The sequence below is a fragment of the Cohnella fermenti genome (assembly GCF_004801405.1).
In the GTDB taxonomy this organism is placed as follows: Bacteria; Bacillota; Bacilli; order Paenibacillales; family Paenibacillaceae; genus Cohnella; species Cohnella fermenti.
This window is the reverse complement of record NZ_SSOB01000025.1, coordinates 79807-99035: the sequence shown is the minus strand read 5'-3', so window position 1 is coordinate 99035 and position 19229 is coordinate 79807. Positions and strand designations below refer to the sequence as shown.

Sequence of the window (19229 nt, the reverse complement as noted above, 5' to 3'; positions counted from 1 at the left end):
TACTCATTAATGGAGTAGCCTCCCTCCTGGCCCCCTCCTGGCCCGTTCAAGTACGCTTCCCGGCAATTATCGCAGGACCAGCATATTCGACAACCACACATCATCCAATTGGTCGTCCGGTCTGCCGTTCGCTTTAACAAGAGCAGGCGTGCCTTTGTAGAGAATGCGTCCGTCCGTTGCGTCGGCTACTATCGCAATTGGCATACTGTGGTTCTTAAAATAATCGTCGGCTTGCAGAAGCAGATAAACCCGACCGTTCGCTACCTGCGCTTGGCTGATTGTCTTCTCGCTCAGTTGACTCGTCTTTATCGTTACTTGGGGCTGAGCGAGGCCGGCAGACAGGTCAAAGCGGTCGATTGTCACCGATTCCTCCATCTTCTGCAAGGCAATGAGCGTCTCTCCTTCCAGGCTAAGGACCGCTGAAGTCACCTGGTTGTTCTCTTCCGTCCCAGCGACGAGCGGCAATTCCTTCACCTCTCCAGAAGCGTATTGATACTCATAAAGCTTTTCGGAGAATACGGCAGGAGCTGTGTCGCTTGCCGTTGCAGCAGTGCCCATCCCGTTCTTGCGTTGTTCTCGGACCAGGAACAACACTCGGGAGTTGGCCGCCGTTGGCTTCTCTTCGGCGAGGACCATGATTTGCAACTCGCGATCAGGTTCGGATGGTTCGCCTAATGGCAGTCGAATACTGCGAATAGGATCTCCCGTTATGGTGTCGAACACCTTGTCGATGATCTCATTGGTTTGGTTTACCCTGTTAACATTCGTAAGAACATGCACTTCCGCCCCTGCCTTCTGCACGTCAACCACATAAGCATAAGCATTGGAAGCGGGCTCAAGCTGTTGTTCATCCCAATAATGAGTCTGCTTGCCGGATGCCAAGTCTAGCGAATCGAGGCTCCAACGAATAGTGCCGTCTTGTAGCGAATCTCTCCCTTTGGTATAAGCCGCTTTAGCGAAGATGAGCGAGTCTTCATCCGTGTAGAAGCTGTAAGTATCCACCTTCCCTCGCATGAATCCGGAATGCTTCTCATAAAGCGCATTAAAGTCGGAATACATCGGACTCGTTAATGGACCTTCGTTTTGCATCCATTGATTCCAAGCGGATGGTTCATATCTCTCGCTTCCCGACGCGGATACTTTTATGGAATACGAGCCTTTGCCGCCTACATAACTTCCTGACAGAGTCAGCGCAGCCGCTTCGACCGGATCTCCTTCTATCGTCTGCAGCCGATATTCCGGCAGATGCAAGTCGGCACCGTATGCATAGAAGGTAGTCAGCGATGCTGCGATGAATACAACAAGCGCGAGTGTGATCGCATAACGTTTCATTAGTCATTCCCTCCCTACACGGTGATCTTCTTGGAGACAAGCCTGAAGCCGAGCGCGAGCGTAACGCCCATCACAACAAGGTAAATGCCTAAGCGAATGGCTGTTATCTCGCTGGGATAGAAGTAACCGTACGGATTAAGATTTGCTGCGAATCCGATCGCCGTCCCGCAGGCGGCAACATACAAGATCGCATAGACAATGCCTAGCCAACGATAGCACCGCTCCAGCAATATCGCCGTAAAGAGGACGAAGACAGCCAGAATACCGGTTCCGTAATAGACAACGAATCGCACCCCCTCCAGCGGCAGCAAGGGGAGCTCAAACACTCGGTTCGCCGCGACAGCTTCGGAGAATAGGGAAGACATTCGATAGTCGGAGGGGACGATCCCATTAAACAACTGGCGTTCCAGCAGCAGGAGCAACAATTGGAACGAGACCATGGAGAACACGAATAGCAAGATTGCAGTGGCTTTGGCCAAATAGATGTTGCTCCTTGCCGTTGGGAGGGCAAACATCCGGTAGGCGAACTTATCGCGACCGATCCAGTCCCGGTACCAGATCAGGAAGATATACAAGCCCAATACGGTAATGCTGATCAGAATAGGCAGCGCGAACCAGAACTGCGAGTCTCCGATAATATCGGCGAACGAGAAGGGACGCGGGGCATAATTACCCAAGCGGGCTGCCTCTCTCCATCCATCCATTCTGACCTTAGCATAATAGATAACCCCGATGGTTTGCCAAATCGCCGTCAAGAGCATCATTCCGAAGAGAACATACCGGAAGCGATGAACTTCCATATGGACTAGCTTAACATATCGATTCAAGCCAGGAGTACCTCCTTCATGACGTCAACGACCGATTTGCCTTCCTCGCTTCGGACTTGTTCGCACTCGAAAGTGCGGGCAACGGTGCCATCGCGCAGCAATACCGCTTGGTCGATAAGATGCTCGATCTCCCCCACTTCGTGAGTCGTCAGCAGAACGCCCCGGCTGCCGACCAGTTCGCTGGAGAACACTTCTGCGATGCTCTCCCGGCTGAACAGATCAATTCCTGCGAAGGGCTCGTCCATAATGATGTAATCGGAATCTTGAGCCAAGCCGAGCACCAGGTTGAACTTGGCTGCCGTCCCCTTCGACAAGCGGCCGGCCCGCTCCCGGTAATCCAGACCAAAGAACCGCATAAGCTCGCTTGCCCTATCCTTGTTCCAACGGCTATAGAAATCTTCCATGAATTGAAGAGCATCGGACAGCTTCATCGAAGGCGGAACGGCCAGATGATCGGGAATATAGGAGACTTGCTCGTAAGTATCTCGGCCAATCGGCTTGCCGTCGATTTGAATGGTGCCCCCATGGATCGGCGTCAGTCCCATGATCGCCTTGAGTACAGTCGATTTGCCTGCGCCGTTAAGTCCGATCAGACAAGTAATCTGCCCCTTCTCGGCTGCGAACGTGACTTCTTTCAATACTTTGCGGCAAAGGTACCTATGGCTGACGCGTATAAGCTCAATCATCCTTATCCTCCTGCGCTTCCGAGTATTTCCGCCGAATCACATCCAGCAGCTCGTCCAAGGGAACGTCGATGTTACGGATAGAAGCTACAAAAGCCTCAACGGCTCCTCCGAGCAGTTCCGATCGAATTTGTCTCAGTACATCCGACTCCAACGTAATGCGGCTCGGGGAATTGCCTTCGGTTACGATCAATCGCTGATCCTCCATTTCCTTGTATGCTCTCTGCGCGGTATTGGGATTAATCTTAAGCAGGGCTGCCAGCTCTCTTCTGGACGGGATTGTCTGTCCGGAATGAAGAACGCCGGTTACAATCTTCTCCTTGAACATGCGAACGACTTGCAAATAAACGGGATCGCGACTGTTGAAGGAGATATCGGCCCAATCATTGACGTTGTTCATGAAGCGACACCTCATCTTCCCGCAAGCGTGTGTACCAATCAGTTCATACACTACAAATGTATTATGTGGTTAATACACTAAATTGTCAATGACTGGTTTTACGTGTGAATTCAGACGGCTGTCGGCTGTGTTCATCAAAGAAGAAAACACTCTTGCCCGGGCAGAAAGTGCAGGACAAAAGTGAGCCCGCCGCCGATCACGTCCGCACGCCGCTTCGTAGCCGCCGCGCGAATCATTGCGTCGCAACCCGCGATGTCCCGGAAGCCGACGACGCCTTTTCACCCGATCCCCCCGGAAACGGCAGGAGGAACAGCTTGGAGTCGGTCGATATAATTAACGCGTCATACTTAGCTTCCGCTATATAAACATAACTAATATTATGTAAACTAAACCGACCCCGGAAGGCAAGAGTGATGAAGATCAGCAGAGCGACTTTATATAAGTATTTCTCGACCAAAGAAGAGATCATCGACTTTAACATCGAAGTTTTTATCGAGTTCATAAACGAACATGCCTTCTCCCCTCTTCACTCGGACCACAGCTACGGAATCCGTTTCCAGCAGTTGTTCGAGCAATCCGTCTCGCTTAAGCAAGATGAGATTCTGCGAGGAATATTACCGTGAAATACTTGATGAACAATCAAATGACCGTCCACCAAGTTTTGTCCGATTATTATGAATTAAAGGATGTGTTAAACCATTCAATGCCCCTTCTCAGAGAACAACCGCCAGCATCGCCTTCCAGCGGCGGCGCATCCGCGACAGGAGCCGTTCGCGGCCGTCGAGCTGGGCGGCAAGCTCGGCGAAGGCCCGCCGAACCGTCGGGGCGAACGCGCGGAAGTCGCGCTCCGGAACGAGCGCCGCGCCTTCCCGAATGACCGCGTCCGACAGCCGGAGCGCAGGCGACGTCGGCACGATGCGCATTCTCAGCCGAACCGCCACCCTTCTCAACTGCTTGGCGCAACGGCCGCCGCCGTGACCGCCGTAGGTTATGAGCATGACGGGCTTGTCCTTCCACTCGCGGTAGAGATGATCGATCGCGTTCTTCAGAACGGCCGGATAGCCCCAGTTGAACTGCGGGGTGACGAACACGATCGCGCTTGCGCTCTTGATCTTCTCGCTCCACGCGACGGTGTGCGGCTGGGTGTAATGCCCCAAGGCGGGAATGCCCGGTTCGTCGTCCATCGGCAACGGCCATTCCGCCAGATCGACGATCTCGTACTCGTCGGTTGAGCCCTCGCGCCCGATGGATTCGACCCATGCCGTAATCGTCGGGCAATTCCTGCCTGCCCGTGTGCTTCCCATAACCAACAGTATGGTGTTCTTCCGATCCATGGAACCACCCGCTTCCGTATTGATAGCCAAAAATAGTACGTGACAAAAACAATATAGTTTGTGACGCGTACTATGTCAATGGTTTTATGGTAGAATACAGAATACAGATGGCAAACAGATGGGCAACGGCGCACAGACCGATTGCCCGAGATCATCCGGCTTATGGGAGGCTTTAATGATGAACGACAATGACGCCAATGTTCAAGAAGAGATCTCGATGATGGATGGCTTGGTCCAATTATCCTTCCTTGTTCAAGGAGTTCTTAACCGGATCGGAGCCGAGTACGAGCTGTCCATCATCCAGATTCGCCTGTTCGGCATTCTGCGGGATCGCGAGCTGACTATGCTGCAACTGGCGCAGTACCTTGGCCTCGACAAATCCAGCATAACCGGACTGATCAGCCGCGCGGAGCGCCGGGGACTGGTCGAACGCAGAAGCTCCCGCTCCGATCGTCGCGTCATTCATGTGAAGGTGACGCCCGAAGGCCATCAACTGATTCGGGTCGTCAGCGGCGAGATCGAACGGCATGTGAGAACGATAACGGATAAGCTCAATGACGCCGAACGCGCTTCATTCATGGCCCTCGCCTCCAAGCTGATCCGGGATTGACCTTATGGTTAATCCCATTAACTATCGGATTGCCTGGCTGTCTCGCTGGCCGCCGAATTTTATGCGAAAATTCACATTGGCGCGGCCCGGAAACGACCACTTTGCCCGATTTTGGACTAAACCGCTGTCGCGGTGGTAAGAGATCAAACGCTCGGCGTAAACGAAACTTTCCGTTTGTGATGGGGCATACGATGTGTTCAGAAAGGACATCTCTTAAATTAGATATGCAGGCCACTGCGAATCTAGCTTAAGGAGATGTCCCTATGAACCATCATGAACAAATCGTATCCAAACGGCGGGTCTGAAGAGTCCACTTGATAACTGGCCTATCGTCTCTCAACTGGAGGGCGATACCCGTGATTGAGTTGCAGGATGTGTTCCGTCACTATGGGGAAGCGTACCGTCTCCACCATCCGCAGCCGCTCCATGTCCGCAAGGTCATGCGGGCCATTACCTACTGTCGGACAGCCGCCATGGGTGGGCATCTCGATGCCTGTGATGCCTGTGACTTCACGCGTATCTCCTACCATTCCTGCCGCAACCGCCATTGTCCGAAATGCCAGACCGTCAATAAAGAGCGCTGGATTGAAGCCAGAAAAGCGGACTTGCTTAACGTCGGCTACTTCCACGTCGTCTTTACCTTGCCGGATTTGTTAAACCCGATTGCCTGCCACAACCCGCAAATCCTTTACGATTTGTTGTTCAAGGCTGCCGCAGAAACGCTAACCGAGCTGGCGGCTGACAAGAAGTATTTGGGCGCACAGATTGGCTTTACCTCGATCCTCCATACCTGGGGACAAAATCTTATGCACCATCCGCATTTGCATGTTGTCGTTCCCGGGGGAGGAATCGATGCGACCAACAAGTGGGTCCCTTCCAAGAAGAAGTTCTTTATCCCGGTGAAGGTGCTCTCCAGAAAGTTCAGAGGCAAGTTCCTGGCCTATCTCAAGCAAGCCGAGCTCCAATTCTTCGGTACCACGGCAGATCTGCAGCATCCAGCGTCGTTCCAGCGGCTGCTCACTGCGTTGTACCAGAAGGAGTGGGTCGTGTACGGCAAGCCCCCTTTCAAGAATGCGGGTTGTGTCGTCGAGTATCTGGGAAGATACACCCACCGCGTGGCCATCTCCAACTCACGTATGATGAAATTGGAAGAAGACCATGTCACGTTCAAGTGGCGGGATTACAAGGACGACAATAAGTCAAAGGAGATGACCGTCACCGCGGCTGAGTTTATTCGCCGTTTCCTCATTCACGTCCTGCCTCCAGGATATACGCGCATTCGGCATTACGGCTTCCTGAGTCCACGAGGCAAAGCAACTCGATTGAAGCTTTGCAAGAAGCTCACACGCACACCTTTACCGGCACATCCGCAAACGAAACGTACGACGCTCGAACTCTTGCAGCAGATACTGGGCCAAGACTTTGCATGCTGCCCTTGTTGTGGAGTCGGTCATATGAGTCGAGCCTCCGCAAGGAGAGATCTTCGGCATAGAACCGTTGAATAAGCCGAGCTGCCATATCCGCATAATTGCGTTGCTCCGACGACGGGGTGTCGGGGATCATCGTCTGTCTCGCATACCGGAGCACGATGTCGTGAAGCTCTTCCCGCGTCTCCGCGGACAGCACCTCTTCATACGGCGACGGCTCCGCTGCCGGCGAATGCGGCCGCTTCGCGTAAGAGCCCCTTGCGCCGATCAGCTCCGTCAATCGAATGTAAGCTTCGCGAACTTCGCGTTCGTTCCTCGTCTTCGCGGCAAGCGCTCTGCGATATTCCGCGAAGAAGGCCTCCAGCTTCGCTTCGTTATGGCTCTCCAGCACGGAGATCAACGCGAGCTCGGCCGATTCGCTAGCCGGATCGGCCGCTGTCCGGACGTCATCCGCCGAAGCTCCGTCCTCATAGAACAGCGTGCGGCCCACCCCTTCGAGGAACTTGCGCCGAAGAGCTTGATCCGCCTGCTCGTAAGCCGTCTTCAACCATCGGAACCCCGGAACGACGGCGCTGATGCCGATCGACAGCGACAGATTCATCACTTCCTTGATCGTCAGTTGAATATCGCCGCACAGTTGTTGAATGTCCTTGCGAACGGCGGCCATCGTCCCTTCCGACGTGTTGACGATAAGCAGATAGTCGGCAGAGCTCTCGATCACGATCTCCTTGCTCCATCTGGCCGGAATGATCTCGCCCAGAATGTTGACAATGGAGAAGCGCAGCAGCTTCTCATCCTTCTCCACATACTTCTTCCGGACTTCCCCGAACCGGTCGATACGCATCTTGACGATGGCCAGCTCCTCCGAACGGACCCCCGACTGAAGCTGCTGCGCCTTGGCTATGGCTTCCTTCTCGTCGAGCAGTCCGCTGATCAAATCCTTGAACAGGCTCTCCTTCAGGTGAGTGAGGCTCTGTGTGAAGTCGGGCGGCAGAGCCGCAAGGCCGGATCTGGTATGCTCGCGCTGCAGTCGCTGCCGTATTCCCGCAAGCAGTTCGCCCAGCACCGGCGGCGTGACCTCGGTCTTGATCAGATAATCGGCGGCCCCGAGCTGGCAGGCTTCCTTCGCATAGCGAAATTCATCGAAGTTGCTGAGCACGATGAACTCGCAGGCAGGAAGCGCCCGAGACGCTTCGCGGATGAGCTGCAGCCCGTCCATGACGGGCATCTTGATATCGGTCATGATCACATCCGGCTTCAAGTCCAATGCGAGCTCGAGCGCTTCCTTGCCATTGGCCGCTTCGCTTACGACACGGAATCCGTGCTCCTCCCAATCGATGATGGAACGAATTCCGATTCGCATCAACATCTCGTCATCGACGATCATCAGTTTAAACATGGCGATTCCTCCCGCGAACTCGCATAGGGCTGCCGGGAACCCAGCAGCCCTGACGAACCTATGTGATGAATGGACTCTTCCGCTTCTATCATACGATCGACGGAATCCGAATGGCTATAGTAATGTTGGCTGACGGATGGCACAATATTGCGGATGCGCATCGGCCGGCCCGCTTGCGCACTGCTCCGTCAGTGTCCCTTCTTGCGAATCTGCTTGTGGCGATTCTCTCCCCATTCCTTCGCCTTGGCGGTCGCGATCGAGATCGCCCGGCTCTCGGAATAGCCGTCCTCCAGCAGCTCGTTGGCAATGTCGATCGCCTTGCTGCGGATCGGGGCCATGAAGTTCTTGAGCGAATCCGGGTAGTCGTTCTTGCTCCAGGGCATAGCGATTCCTCCTCGTTGCTTGTTTACCCTCCTTTAGACGAGGAAGACGGATTTGAATCAGGGACGCGTGCTTCGACATAAAATCAAGCAAACTTTGGAAAACTTCAAATAAGATTTGCAGTCCAACGTGCGGGAGGCTCTTCGCCGATGTCGTCCATCCTGGAATATATCCCCGATTGGAGCGTGTTCGGCCAGGCGCTCGCCGCGCTCCTAATCGCGATCGTCGTCAATCGACTTTATCATAAAGCGGATGCCTTCGTGCGCAGAGGCAAGGCGATCGGCAAGTCCGGCAAGTCCGGCAAGTCCGGCAAGTCCGACAAGGCCGGCCATTCGCGGTCCGTGCTGGCCGCTTCGGGGCCGGGAGCGTTTCCGAAGTTCGAGCCGGGGGCGGTTCCGGAGTCCGAGCCGGAGCCCTTCAGCGGAGATTATGAATCCGATCTCCAGGCCATTCTCGATTCCATCGGCCGCAACAGCGACTTTCGCTTCCGAACGTTCCCGATGGCGAAGCTGAATCGCCAGGCGGCTTTGTTCTGGGTAGACGGCATGCAGAACGACCGCATTCTGAATCTGCAGCTCATGCAATTCCTGATGTTCGAGGCGACTATCGAGGCGATGGAGGCTCCGATCTCGCCCGGCGATGTGCTTCCGTTCGAGAGCCTTGCGAGATGTCCCGAGCGCGGCGGCTTCAAGCGATGTGTTCTGTTCGGCCATGCCGGCTTGCTGATCGAAGGCGTCCCGTACGGGTTCCTTATTCAGTTCCCCGATGCCGCGGGCCGCGCGGTTGCGGAGCCCGTGTCCGAGGCGCTGCTGCGCGGCCCGCGGCTAGGCTTCTCGGAGGTGCTCAGCGAGAATACGTCCATGCTGCGCCGCCAAGGCTTCGGCACCAGCTTGGAGATGATCAATTACAAGGTCGGAACGCGCCTGACCAAGGACCTGGTGCTTGCCTACTTCAAGGATATCGTCAATCCCGACCTGCTTCGGGATGTGGAAGACAGAGTGAGCAAGCTCGACTTCGACTTCTTCGGCGAATCCGGCTACGTCGAGCAATTGATCGAGGACAACACCTTGAGTCCCTTCCAGCAGGCGCAGAACACCGAGCGGCCCGACCGCGTCATCAACGCTCTTCTGGAAGGCAGAATCGCCATTCTGCTCGACGGAACGCCGTTCGCGCTGATCGTCCCGGCCACCTTCAGCATGCTGCTGCAGTCGCCCGAGGATTATTACGAGCGCTGGCTGCCGAGCTCGCTGCTGCGATTGCTGCGGTTCCTCGCCGCGTTCATGGCGTTGATGGCTCCCGCGCTCTACATCTCGCTGATCTCCTTCCACCCCGGCCTGATTCCGACCGAGCTGGCCATCTCCATTATCGAGACGCGGCAAGGCGTCCCCTTCCCTTCGCTGATCGAAGTGCTCATTCTCGAGGTGTCGATCGAGATTCTTCGGGAGGCCGGCATCCGCCTGCCGAAGCCGGTCGGGCCCGCCATGGGCATCGTAGGCGGCCTGATCATCGGAGATGCGGCGGTCCAGGCGGGAATCGTCAGCCCGTTCCTCGTTATCGTCGTCGCCGTCACCGCGATCTCCTCGTTCTCGATCCCGACCTACAGCGCCGGAATTACCTTGCGCATCCTGCGCTTCGCGGGCATGCTGTTCGCGGCCATCCTCGGCATGTTCGGAACGATTCTGTTCTTCCTGCTGCTGTGCAGCCATCTCACGAAGCTGAAGAGCTTCGGGGTGCCGTACGTAACGCCGATCTCTCCCTTCCGGATTCAGGATTGGAAGGATCTCTTCATCCGGGCCCCGCTCTCTCTGATGAAGCGCAGACCGGCGATGCTGAAGCCGCGGGACAACACTCGAAGACCTTAATTCCAAGGGGGGCTAAGCCTTGTTCGTACGCACCGACGATAAGATCACTTCCTCGCAGGCGGTCGTATTCCTCACGAACACCGTGCTCGGCGCCGGAATTCTCACCATGCCCCGCGGCATCACGCAGGCGATGAAGACCCCCGATTCCTGGCTGACCATCCTGGTCGGCGGAATGGTCGTCATGCTGGTCATTCTGCTGATGGTCAAGCTGGGCCAGCAGTTCCCGGGCAAGACGGTGTTCCAGTATTCCGCGATCATCGCCGGGAGAATTCCCGGAGGCTTGTTGAGCCTGCTGCTGATCGGGTACTTCATCTCGGTCGCCGGCTTCGAGATTCGTTCGCTCGCCGAGGTAACCTTGTTCTTCCTTCTCGAAGGCACGCCGATGTGGGCGATCGTGATTCCGTTCATATGGGCGGGAGCCTATCTGGTGAGCGGAGGCATCAATTCGATTGCACGGGTGTACCAGATCGTGTTCCCGATCACGATATTTGTTCTTCTCCTCTCGTTCGCAGTCAGCTTCCGCCTCTTCGACATCGATAATTTGCGACCGGTGCTCGGAAGCGGCCTCCCTCCCGTCATGAAGGGACTCAAGTCCTCCATATTGGTCTATGCGGGCTGCGAGGTCGTCCTGACGCTCGTCGCCTTCATGCAATATCCGCAGCAAGCGGTTAAGGCGATGCTGGGAGGCATCGCCATTCCGTTCGGTCTGTACCTGCTTACGGTCGTGTTCGTTGTCGGCGGCCTCTCCATCGATTCCGTCATGACGAGCGCCTGGCCGACCATCGACTTGATCCGCAGCTTCGAGGTGACGGGCTTCTTCGTGGAACGGCTGGAATTCCCGCTTATGGTCGTCTGGCTGATGCAGATGTTCTGCAACTTCTGCAGTTTCTTCTTCCAATCCTCCCTCGGCCTGTCCCAGGTATTCAAGCTCCCCTTCCCTGCAGTCCTCTTGGGCATGGTTCCGGTCATTTATCTGGCGGCGATGGTTCCCAAGAGCCTCGAGGACGTCTTCGGGCTCGGCGACGAGATCGGGAAGATGAGCCTTGTCCTGTTCATGCTGATCCCGGTGATGCTGTCGCTTGTCTGGCTTGTGCGGAAGAAGGGACGAATAGCGCATGGTTAGCAGAATAAGAGCGGCGCTCCTCTGCCTCTGCCTCACCCTTCCGTTGTCGGGTTGTTGGAGCAGCAAGGAGATCGAGAATTTGGCGGTATACGCCGGTTTGGCGCTGGACACGGGGCAACCGGCTCCCGTGGAGAAGGACCTTGAAGCGCAGGGCGCGGAATACGTCAAACAGAACAAGGTCATGGCGACCGTTCAGATCATCCCGATCAAAGCCATGGGGTCGAAGGACAAGGACCAGAAGGCAGCGCAGCATCCGTACCTCAACGTCTCCGGCAGCGGCGACTCGATCCTGGAAATTTTCCGCCAATTCTCCATTCGCCTGGACCGGCCGATCATCGGCCATCACCTGAAGGTGATCGTCATCTCTTCCGAGCTGCTGAAGCGGCAGACGATGGACCAATTGATGGACTTCCTGCTGCGGGATAACGACATTCGCCCCAGCACCATGGTGTTCCTCAGCCACGGCCAGGCCCGCGAAGCGCTCGAATCCAGCCAGCCCAACGACGTGCCTGCCTTCCACATCAGGGATATGCGCCTCAATCAGGGCAGAACGAGCAAGGTGCTGGAGCCGGTTACGTTATCGCGGATCGACGCTCTGTCGCATGCCGACAAGAGCTTCGTGCTGCAAAATATCGTGACCGGAGGAGGAGAGCTCGCCTTCTCCGGGGCGGGCATTATCAAGGGAGCCTCCGGGCACTGGATCGGAACGTTGGGCCAAGAGGACACGGAGTGCCTGGCCTGGCTTGCCAAGTCGGGCAAGAGCGGTGTCATCAAGGCCTATGACGAGGATAACGAGCCGCTGACGTACGAGATCAAATCCGTTCGGAGCAAGGTGCGCTCCGCCGTCGATGGCGACCGCATCTCCTTCCGCGTCTCCCTCTCCTTCGAAGGGCGCATTATCGAGACTTGGAGCAAACGCCGGATGCCGACCTCGGACACCCATGCGGAGAAGCTTGCTGCGATTATCGAGGAGAGAGTGTCGGCCATGATGCAGACGCTCCTGCATAAGCTGCAGTCCGACTACAAGACCGACGTCGCGGGATTCGGCCAGAAGCTGTCCATCCAGCATCCTTCCGCCTGGAAGAAGGCGAAGGACGACTGGGACGACGTCTTCAGCCGTTCGAAGATCGATCTGGATTGCGATGTGACGATAACGGATTTCGGTTCGTTCGTGGAGAAGTAGCATCCCGGAGCGTCAGTTGTCGTCAGCGCCGGATTTCCGCAGGACGCTGAGCGAGCCGTTCGTCTCGTACACGGCCAAGGCGACTTCGCCGACGGAGAAGACGTCCTTCTGCCGGAGCATCATCTTCAGCTCTTCGAGCTCCATGTTGTTGCGCTTCATCGCGGCTTCATCGATTTTCCCGTCAACGATCATCAGCTCGGCTCCGCCCTCCAGCTTCCTGCGCAGCGGCTTGCTCAGCTTCATGATCTTCTCGAACGCGTAGGACAGAGCGGCCCAGACGGCCAAGGCGAAGAGCATCTTCCAGCAGCTTGTTTCTTTGTCGTATATCGTATCCCCCACCAGATCGCCGAGCACCAAGGAAGAGACGAAGTCGAACGGCGTCAACTGTCCGATCTCTCTCTTCCCGAGCAAGCGTGTCAGCGTCCACAGCCCTGCGAAGGCAAGCGCGAGCTTGGTCGCAATCTCCGCATAATCCTGCATCGGAATCCTCCTTCTGTGCCTTTGTCCGCTATTTACCCACAATAACGAGCAGCTTCGCGGCACAGGGTCGGGTGGAAAATGCGTTGTCTGCAGGGGCAACCTTCGAGCGATAAGCGGAGGCTTAGACGAACCGGGACAAGCGAAACGGCGAGAGGTCCCAGGAGGTGCCGCCGTTTAAGGCAAGGTCGGCCAACGCTTCCCCCACCGCGCTCGCGAACTTGAAGCCGTGGCCCGAGAAGCCGCCGGCGACGATCACATTCCGGTATAGCGGATGCTGGTCGATGATGAAGTCCTCGTCCGGCGTCAGCTCGTACTTGCAGACGGCGCCGCGAAGCAGCCGGCCGGCAGCGCCGGGCAGGTAGCTCTCCAGCGCCTGCCGCAGATCGGCTTCATCGTCCGGGTAGGTCCCGAACGGCTCCAACGGCCTCCCGGGCTCCCATGGAACGCCGCCGTCGTGACGCCCGATCTTGACGCCGGCTCCGTCGATGCTCGGGAAGCCGTAGAAGCCGCCGTGCTTGGTTCCGATCGTGAAGCCGGGGAACGCGCCTCTGTCGAACGCCTTCCCCTCCGTCTCGAACCAGCCGACGACCTTGCGCACCGAACGGATCGGCAGGAACAGGAACGGCTGCAGCGTCTTGAACCAGGCTCCCGCGCTCACAATGACGCGATCGGCCCGGCAGCTCCCGTCCTTCGTCTGGACGACGACGCTTCCGTCCTTCTCCGTCCGAAGCCCCGTGACGAACGTGTTCGCGATCAGCCTCGCCCCGGCGCGCAGCGCTTGCCGCTTGTACGCCGCGACGCATCGTTCGCTGTACAAGTAACCGGCATTCGGCTCGTACATCCCGCGGAACCCGTCGGGAACGCGAACGGCCGGCCACCGCCGGCGGATCTGCTCCGCCGACAGCCAATCCACCGGGATGCGCTCGCCGTCGATATCCGCCTGCCTCTCCCGGAAGTCATAGACGGACATATCGGCAACATTGAGGACGCCGGATCGCTCCAGCAGCCTCTCGCCCGTCTCCTCCTCCAGCTCCAGCCACTTCTCGTCCGCCCGCAGAGCGAGCTTCACATAAGCGGAACCGCCGCTGTACGCATGGCGAATAAGCCGCGGCTCGCCATGATGGCTTCCCTCTCCGTGCGGAGGATCGAAGGCGTCGATCAGCAGCGTATCAGCCCCCCGCCGCGCCAGCTCGTACCCCGCGCTCATTCCCATCGAACCGGCTCCGACCACAATGACATCCGCTTTTGCCAACGATGGACTCACTGATTTATCCTCCCCTTCGCTTCGTTCCGCTTCGGCCTCTTAGCCGCCTTATGCAGAATGGAGACCGAAATCCCCCAAGGGATGCGGTCTCCAGTTGTCTGGCAGATGGCAGTCTTGCTTCCGTAATTCCTAGTTATTTTGTTGCCTATGCGAATAGTAGCACCCGTTCATTCCGGACGTCAATCGTTTCCCAATCGATAAATTCGAATCTCTAATCAAGGAAGTCCATAAGCCGCAAGAAGCCCATAAGCATTGAAGGCTAATTCCGCTCGGAAGGAACGAAGCGCAGCTTCTTCTCGGCCGGAGTTCGGGGGCGCGCCTTCGGCACCTTCGCCGCATACCCCATATGCAGAATGCCGAGGACGCTCTCGCCGGGAGCGAGCCCGAGCCCTCTTGCGAAGTCCGGGTACTTCAACTGCTCGCTGGAGGACCAGGTCATGCCGAGCCCGCGCTCCCAGGCCGCAAGCTGGAACCCTTGCATGACGCCGCACACCTCGCCCAGCCCGTCCGCCTCCTTCGCCCGCGAATCCTCGAGAACGAAGATCAGGTTGAACGGGATCGCGAATGTCTTCTGCCGGAATACCTGCTTGATCTTGCCGGGCACGATCTTGTAGGCGAGCATATCCTTGAGCTGCGCCATCATCAGATCGGCCAGCGCGCCGCGCTCCGAATCGCTTCCCGCTTCGATGACGCGCCATGGGCGCGAAGCATCGCCGGCGCCGGCGCTCGCCTGCGGCGTGCAAGCCTGCAGGAGCTCCCGGACGAGCTCGGCCTCCACCTTGCGATCCGCGAATTGGCGCACGGTGCGCCGTTCCCGAATCAGGGAAGAGAACGCCGCATTCGCGAGCGGCGTCATGTCCGCATAGCCGATGGCGAGAACCGCAACGACCTTCTCCTTCTCGGGCCGCCCGGCAGCCTCGGGCCGATCCGCCGGCGCCTTCTCGAGGCGCACGCCGATTCCCTGTTCCCTGGCGGCGATTCTGAGGTTGTGCACCAGGCACCAGACCGCCGCCTCGTCGTCCGCTTCATGCCTTGGCTTGCCGCCCGCCGGCATGCCGATCCACAGCATGCCGGGAGCTTGCCCCTCCGCGTTCCTCGCGGATTCCATCCACGTGAAGGTCCACGGCTCCCGCAGATGATGGTTCGGCGCCCATACGGCGACGTCCAGCAGAGACAGCAGCGTCTCGCGGGAGACCGGCTTGCCGGTGAATATCGGCTCATCCCAGATCGCGGGAAGAAGATCCGTCAGCTTCATTTGACTTGCCACCCTTCAGCTTCTTGTTGAATGCTCCACAATCGGGAATAAATGCCGCCTTGGCCGACCAGCTCGTCGTGCGTTCCCGATTCGGCCAAGCGTCCTTGCTCCAGAACGAGGATGCGATCCGCGTATTGGATCGTCTTCAGCCGATGCGCGATGATCAGCACCGTCTTGTCTGCGACCAGCTCGTTGATCGCCGTCTGAACCGCCGCCTCGTTCTCCGGATCGAGCGAAGCGGTCGCCTCGTCCAGCAGGACGATCGAGGCGTCCTTCAGCAGCGCGCGGGCGATCGAGACCCGCTGCTTCTCGCCGCCCGACAGCGTCGAGCCGCCTTCTCCGACCGGCGTATCGTAGCCTTGCGGCAGCCGCGAGATGAACTCGTGGCAGCATGCCCTTCTCGCCGCCGCCTCGATCTCCGCTTGCGTCGCCGTCATCTTGCCTACCCGGATATTGTTGCCGATCGTATCCGCGAACAGATAAACATCCTGGAACACCATGGAGATGCCGTCCAGCAGCCGTTCCGGCTCCGCCTCGCGAAGCGGCGTGCCGCCGATGGACACCTCGCCTTGCTGCACGTCCCAGAACCTTGCGATCAGCCTCGTCACCGTGCTCTTCCCGCTGCCCGACGGCCCGACGAGCGCCGTGATCGTCTTCGGCGCAATCGCGAAGCTCAGCTCCCGAAGCACCGGCTTGTCGTCCTCGTAGCCGAACGTGACCCGGTGGAACCGAATCTCGCCGGTCGGATCGACGATCGCGCCGCCCTCCGGCGGAAGCTCCTTCCTTACGTCCATAATCCGCTTCGCGCTGTATGCCGAATAGCGGATCTCGCCGTAGCTCATCAGCACAACCGTGAGCGGATCGAACACCCGGATTCCGACCAGCAGGAACAGCAGGAAGCTCGGAAGATCAAGCGTGCCGCCCGCGAGCAGGTAGCTGCCCGCCGCGATCATGATCGTGAACCCGGACCTTGCGAGCAGCATCGCCCCCATCACAAGCGGACCCATGATCCCTTCGAGCCGGATCGAGGCCCGCTTCAGGCGATCGAACGAGAAGCGCAGACGTTCGAAGCGCTGGCCGTTCATGCGATGCGCCTTGATCTCCTTGATGCCTGACAAGTATTCCTGCAGCCGGTTCGACGCTTCGTTCTTCGCCCTGACGTGGCTCTCGCTGAGCCGGGCTTGGAGCGAATCCGTCAGCGCCAGCAGGAGCAGCCCGAACGGCAGCGCGACGAACATCGCCAGCGCCATCCGCCAGTCGAGGAACGCGAGGCCGACAACGGCCAATGCGGGCAGCACGATCGCGCTGATCAACTGCGGAACGTTGTGCGAGATCGTATGCTCGACCTGACCATAATCGCCCAACAGAACATTGGTGACATCGCCGGGATCGCGCTTGCCGAAGTAGCCGAGCGACAAGCCTCGCAGGTGCTCCGCCAGCTTCATTCGCCCTTCGGCGGATACGTCGTACGCCGCCTTGTACGAGCGGTCGTACAGAATGGAATTCGTCCCGTACATGACCGCGAGCCAGCCGACCAGCACGGCCGCCACAATCCACATGCGCCCGGTATCCAGGCCGGCCTCCGGCTCGGCGAACGAACGGTAGACGATGCGGATCAATTCGACCAGAAGGGCCGCGGGAACGATCTTGGCGATCCCGTCCAGCAAGGCCGCCGAGGCGGACGGCCACAGGCTCTTCGGATTGCCTCCGGATATATTAGTCCAATAAGACACGCGCTCGCACCTCCCTGCCGTTCTTAGTCGCATCCTCGGCTGTGCCAGCCGCCGCGTTCCGCTTGCCCAGCTTCCAGGAAGCCGCGCTGCGGTGGGCGACCCACATCTGCTCGTAGAGGCCGCCCTTGTCCCGCAGCTCGTCATGGGTTCCGCGTTCGACGATGCTTCCGTCCCGGACAACAACAATCTGTTCGGCCATCCGGATCGTGGACAGGCGATGCGCAATGATCAGGACGGTCTTCCCCTTCACGAGCTCGATCAGCCCCTGCTGAATCTTCCGCTCGTTCTCCGCGTCCGCATAGGCGGTAGCTTCGTCGAGCACCAGAATCGGGGCATCCTTCAGCAGCGCCCGGGCGATTGCGATCCGTTGCGCTTCTCCCCCGGACAAGTAAGTTCCCCCCTCGCCGATCCGCGTCTCGTAGCCGTGCTCCAGCTTCTCGATGAACTCGTGGCAGGAAGCGCGCTTGGCCGCTTCGATCACCTGCTCCCTGCCGGCTTCGCGGTTGCCCATCCGAATGTTCTCTTCGATTGTGTCGTAGAACAGATGCACATCCTGGAAAACAAACGATACCGCATCCATCAGCCGGTCGGTTCCCATCTCGCGGATCGGCACGCCTCCGATAAGAATCTCTCCCTCCTGCACGTCCCAGAACCGAAGCAGCAAGCTTGCGATCGTCGACTTGCCGCCGCCTGAGGGGCCGACAAGCGCGGTCATCTCGCCTTCCCTCGCCGAGAAGCTCACATCGGTCAGCACCTGCTTGTAGTGCTTGCTGTCCGGCTTCTCGTACGCGAAGCGAACGCCGCGGAATTCGATCCCGTACGCCAGCGGCGCCCTCGGACTGTCCGGCTCCTGCACAATCGGCTCCGACAACACGGCGGCGATCCGCTTGTTGCCCTCGACGATATCCCGCAGTCCGCCGCCGATGTACATCAGCTTAAGCAGCGGAACCGACAGGCTGGGGGTAATGAGCAAGAACAGAATAAGCGTAATGGCGAACGATTGATTGCCCGGGCTGCCGCTTGCGATCAGAACGCCCGCGGGAACGACGAAGACGAACAGCGAGCTGACGATGACGAAGAACAGGCTGTACGGCGTCTTGCAGATCATCGTAATTCGCATCGCGATATCCCGGTAGCTGCCGACCGCCTGCTTGAAGGTCAGGAACGACTCGGCCTTGATGCCGAAGATCTTGACTGCAGGCATGCCTCTTACGTATTCCACTCCCGTCGCATTCATCTCTTCCATCGCGTATTGGTAGCTTCGGTAGGCTTCCTGCCCCGCTTCGCCCGCGAAGATCCGCGCTTGAATCCAGAAGCCGACGACGATCGGCACAAGCAGAACGACGGCGAGCCGCCAATCGAGCCCGAACAGGTACCCGATCAGCAGAAGCGGAATGGCGATCGCGCTGACGATATCCGGCAACTGATGCGCGATGAACTTCTCGATTCGCTCGACGCTGACCTCGATAATCTTCTTGAGCTCTCCCTTGGAGGTTCGGGTATGATAGCCCATCGGCACACACGCCACATGGTCGGTCAGCTTCACCCGCAGACGGTACAGAATGTCGAACGCCGCAATATGGGAGCACATCCCTCCGATGTACAGCGCGACAAGCGCGGCGACGAGCGCAACGAACGCGACGACACCCCAGTACACAAGCACGTCCCCGTCGACGGCGGACGGGCTTCGGGCACCGGCCATCACTTCTTCCACGATACGGTATACGGCATAGAACGGAGCTAACTGCAGCAGGCTGGACAAGATAGAGAAGATGCTGGCCGTCAGGAGCAAGCCCTTCTTCTGCCCGGCGATCCGAAGCAATCCCTCCGCCTGTCGTTCCTCTTTGGCCGCCATTTCCTTCGCCTCCCTCTTTTTTCTCAACGATAATCATTATCACTGACGGTTGAAAAAAAAGACTCTCCGCAGAGGGCCAAT

The 19229-nt window shown here is 58.1% G+C and carries 17 protein-coding genes and 1 pseudogene; 6 read left to right on the top strand and 12 right to left on the bottom strand.

Translation table 11 applies throughout. The features are described 5' to 3' along the window. Nucleotides 1-66: 66 nt before the first annotated feature. From E6C55_RS19305 to E6C55_RS19290, 4 genes are all read right to left on the bottom strand, one after another. Nucleotides 67-1332, bottom strand: coding sequence for a hypothetical protein (locus E6C55_RS19305; RefSeq protein ID WP_136371449.1), 1266 nt, complete (start codon nt 1330-1332; stop codon nt 67-69). A gap of 14 nt (nt 1333-1346) precedes the next feature. Further along, nucleotides 1347-2009, bottom strand: coding sequence for a hypothetical protein (locus E6C55_RS19300; RefSeq protein ID WP_136371448.1), 663 nt, complete (start codon nt 2007-2009; stop codon nt 1347-1349). 146 nt (nt 2010-2155) lie between these two features. Beyond that, complete coding sequence (locus tag E6C55_RS19295) at nt 2156-2845, bottom strand: ATP-binding cassette domain-containing protein (RefSeq protein WP_136371447.1); 690 nt, start codon at nt 2843-2845, stop codon at nt 2156-2158. After that, nucleotides 2838-3242 carry a GntR family transcriptional regulator gene (locus E6C55_RS19290; RefSeq protein ID WP_136371446.1) on the bottom strand — a complete coding sequence of 135 codons (405 nt, stop codon included), beginning with the start codon at nt 3240-3242 and terminating at the stop codon, nt 2838-2840. The genes E6C55_RS19295 and E6C55_RS19290 overlap by 8 nt, the downstream gene beginning before the upstream one ends. Nucleotides 3243-3655: 413 nt before the next feature. On the opposite strand from E6C55_RS19290, the gene E6C55_RS19285 reads away from it, so the two are divergent. Further along, nucleotides 3656-3865 carry a helix-turn-helix transcriptional regulator gene (locus E6C55_RS19285; protein WP_136371445.1) on the top strand — a complete coding sequence of 70 codons (210 nt, stop codon included), beginning with the start codon at nt 3656-3658 and terminating at the stop codon, nt 3863-3865. A 90-nt stretch (nt 3866-3955) separates the two neighbouring features. Here the strand turns inward: E6C55_RS19285 and E6C55_RS19280 are convergent, their stop codons facing one another. After that, the gene (locus E6C55_RS19280; protein WP_136371444.1) at nt 3956-4576 is read right to left on the bottom strand and encodes an NADPH-dependent FMN reductase; all 621 of its coding nucleotides are present in this window, start codon (nt 4574-4576) and stop codon (nt 3956-3958) included. A 178-nt stretch (nt 4577-4754) separates the two neighbouring features. Between E6C55_RS19280 and E6C55_RS19275 the strand changes: the two genes are divergently transcribed. Together E6C55_RS19275 and E6C55_RS19270 are read left to right on the top strand one after the other, a co-directional pair. Then, entirely contained in the window at nt 4755-5186 is a 432-nt protein-coding gene (locus E6C55_RS19275) for a MarR family winged helix-turn-helix transcriptional regulator (RefSeq protein ID WP_136371443.1), read from the top strand. 356 nt (nt 5187-5542) lie between these two features. After that, on the top strand, nt 5543-6691 hold the full coding sequence (locus E6C55_RS19270; protein ID WP_136371442.1) for an IS91 family transposase: 1149 nt from the start codon (nt 5543-5545) through the stop codon (nt 6689-6691). Between the two features lie 1015 nt (nt 6692-7706). Here the strand turns inward: E6C55_RS19270 and E6C55_RS35230 are convergent. Continuing rightward, nucleotides 7707-8000, bottom strand: a pseudogene (locus E6C55_RS35230) (response regulator); the annotation flags it as partial. Between the two features lie 200 nt (nt 8001-8200). Further along, entirely contained in the window at nt 8201-8395 is a 195-nt protein-coding gene (locus tag E6C55_RS19260) for a DUF2188 domain-containing protein (RefSeq protein WP_136371440.1), read from the bottom strand. Nucleotides 8396-8542: 147 nt separating this feature from the next. Here E6C55_RS19260 and E6C55_RS19255 point away from each other — a divergent pair, with 147 nt between their 5' ends. Genes E6C55_RS19255 through E6C55_RS19245 form a run of 3 tightly spaced genes read left to right on the top strand, consistent with a single transcriptional unit; the run spans nt 8543 to nt 12561 of the window. Continuing rightward, nucleotides 8543-10255 (top strand): spore germination protein, encoded by a 1713-nt coding sequence (locus tag E6C55_RS19255; protein WP_136371439.1) that lies wholly within the window; start codon nt 8543-8545, stop codon nt 10253-10255. A gap of 19 nt (nt 10256-10274) precedes the next feature. After that, nucleotides 10275-11378, top strand: coding sequence for a GerAB/ArcD/ProY family transporter (locus tag E6C55_RS19250; RefSeq protein ID WP_136371438.1), 1104 nt, complete (start codon nt 10275-10277; stop codon nt 11376-11378). Further along, the gene (locus E6C55_RS19245) at nt 11371-12561 is read left to right on the top strand and encodes a Ger(x)C family spore germination protein (protein WP_136371437.1); all 1191 of its coding nucleotides are present in this window, start codon (nt 11371-11373) and stop codon (nt 12559-12561) included. Before E6C55_RS19250 ends, E6C55_RS19245 begins: the two co-directional genes overlap by 8 nt. Nucleotides 12562-12573: 12 nt before the next feature. Here the strand turns inward: E6C55_RS19245 and E6C55_RS19240 are convergent, their stop codons facing one another. From E6C55_RS19240 to E6C55_RS19220, 5 genes are all read right to left on the bottom strand, one after another. Beyond that, nucleotides 12574-13041 carry a DUF421 domain-containing protein gene (locus E6C55_RS19240; protein WP_136371436.1) on the bottom strand — a complete coding sequence of 156 codons (468 nt, stop codon included), beginning with the start codon at nt 13039-13041 and terminating at the stop codon, nt 12574-12576. A 121-nt stretch (nt 13042-13162) separates the two neighbouring features. After that, complete coding sequence (solA, locus tag E6C55_RS19235) at nt 13163-14305, bottom strand: N-methyl-L-tryptophan oxidase (RefSeq protein ID WP_269145554.1); 1143 nt, start codon at nt 14303-14305, stop codon at nt 13163-13165. A 259-nt stretch (nt 14306-14564) separates the two neighbouring features. After that, nucleotides 14565-15560, bottom strand: coding sequence for a nitroreductase family protein (locus tag E6C55_RS19230; protein ID WP_136371435.1), 996 nt, complete (start codon nt 15558-15560; stop codon nt 14565-14567). Beyond that, nucleotides 15557-17326, bottom strand: coding sequence for an ABC transporter ATP-binding protein (locus tag E6C55_RS19225; RefSeq protein ID WP_136371434.1), 1770 nt, complete (start codon nt 17324-17326; stop codon nt 15557-15559). Before E6C55_RS19225 ends, E6C55_RS19230 begins: the two co-directional genes overlap by 4 nt. Further along, nucleotides 17277-19148, bottom strand: a complete 1872-nt coding sequence (locus E6C55_RS19220; protein ID WP_136371433.1) for an ABC transporter ATP-binding protein — start codon at nt 19146-19148, stop codon at nt 17277-17279. The genes E6C55_RS19225 and E6C55_RS19220 overlap by 50 nt, the downstream gene beginning before the upstream one ends. Nucleotides 19149-19229: the final 81 nt, after the last annotated feature.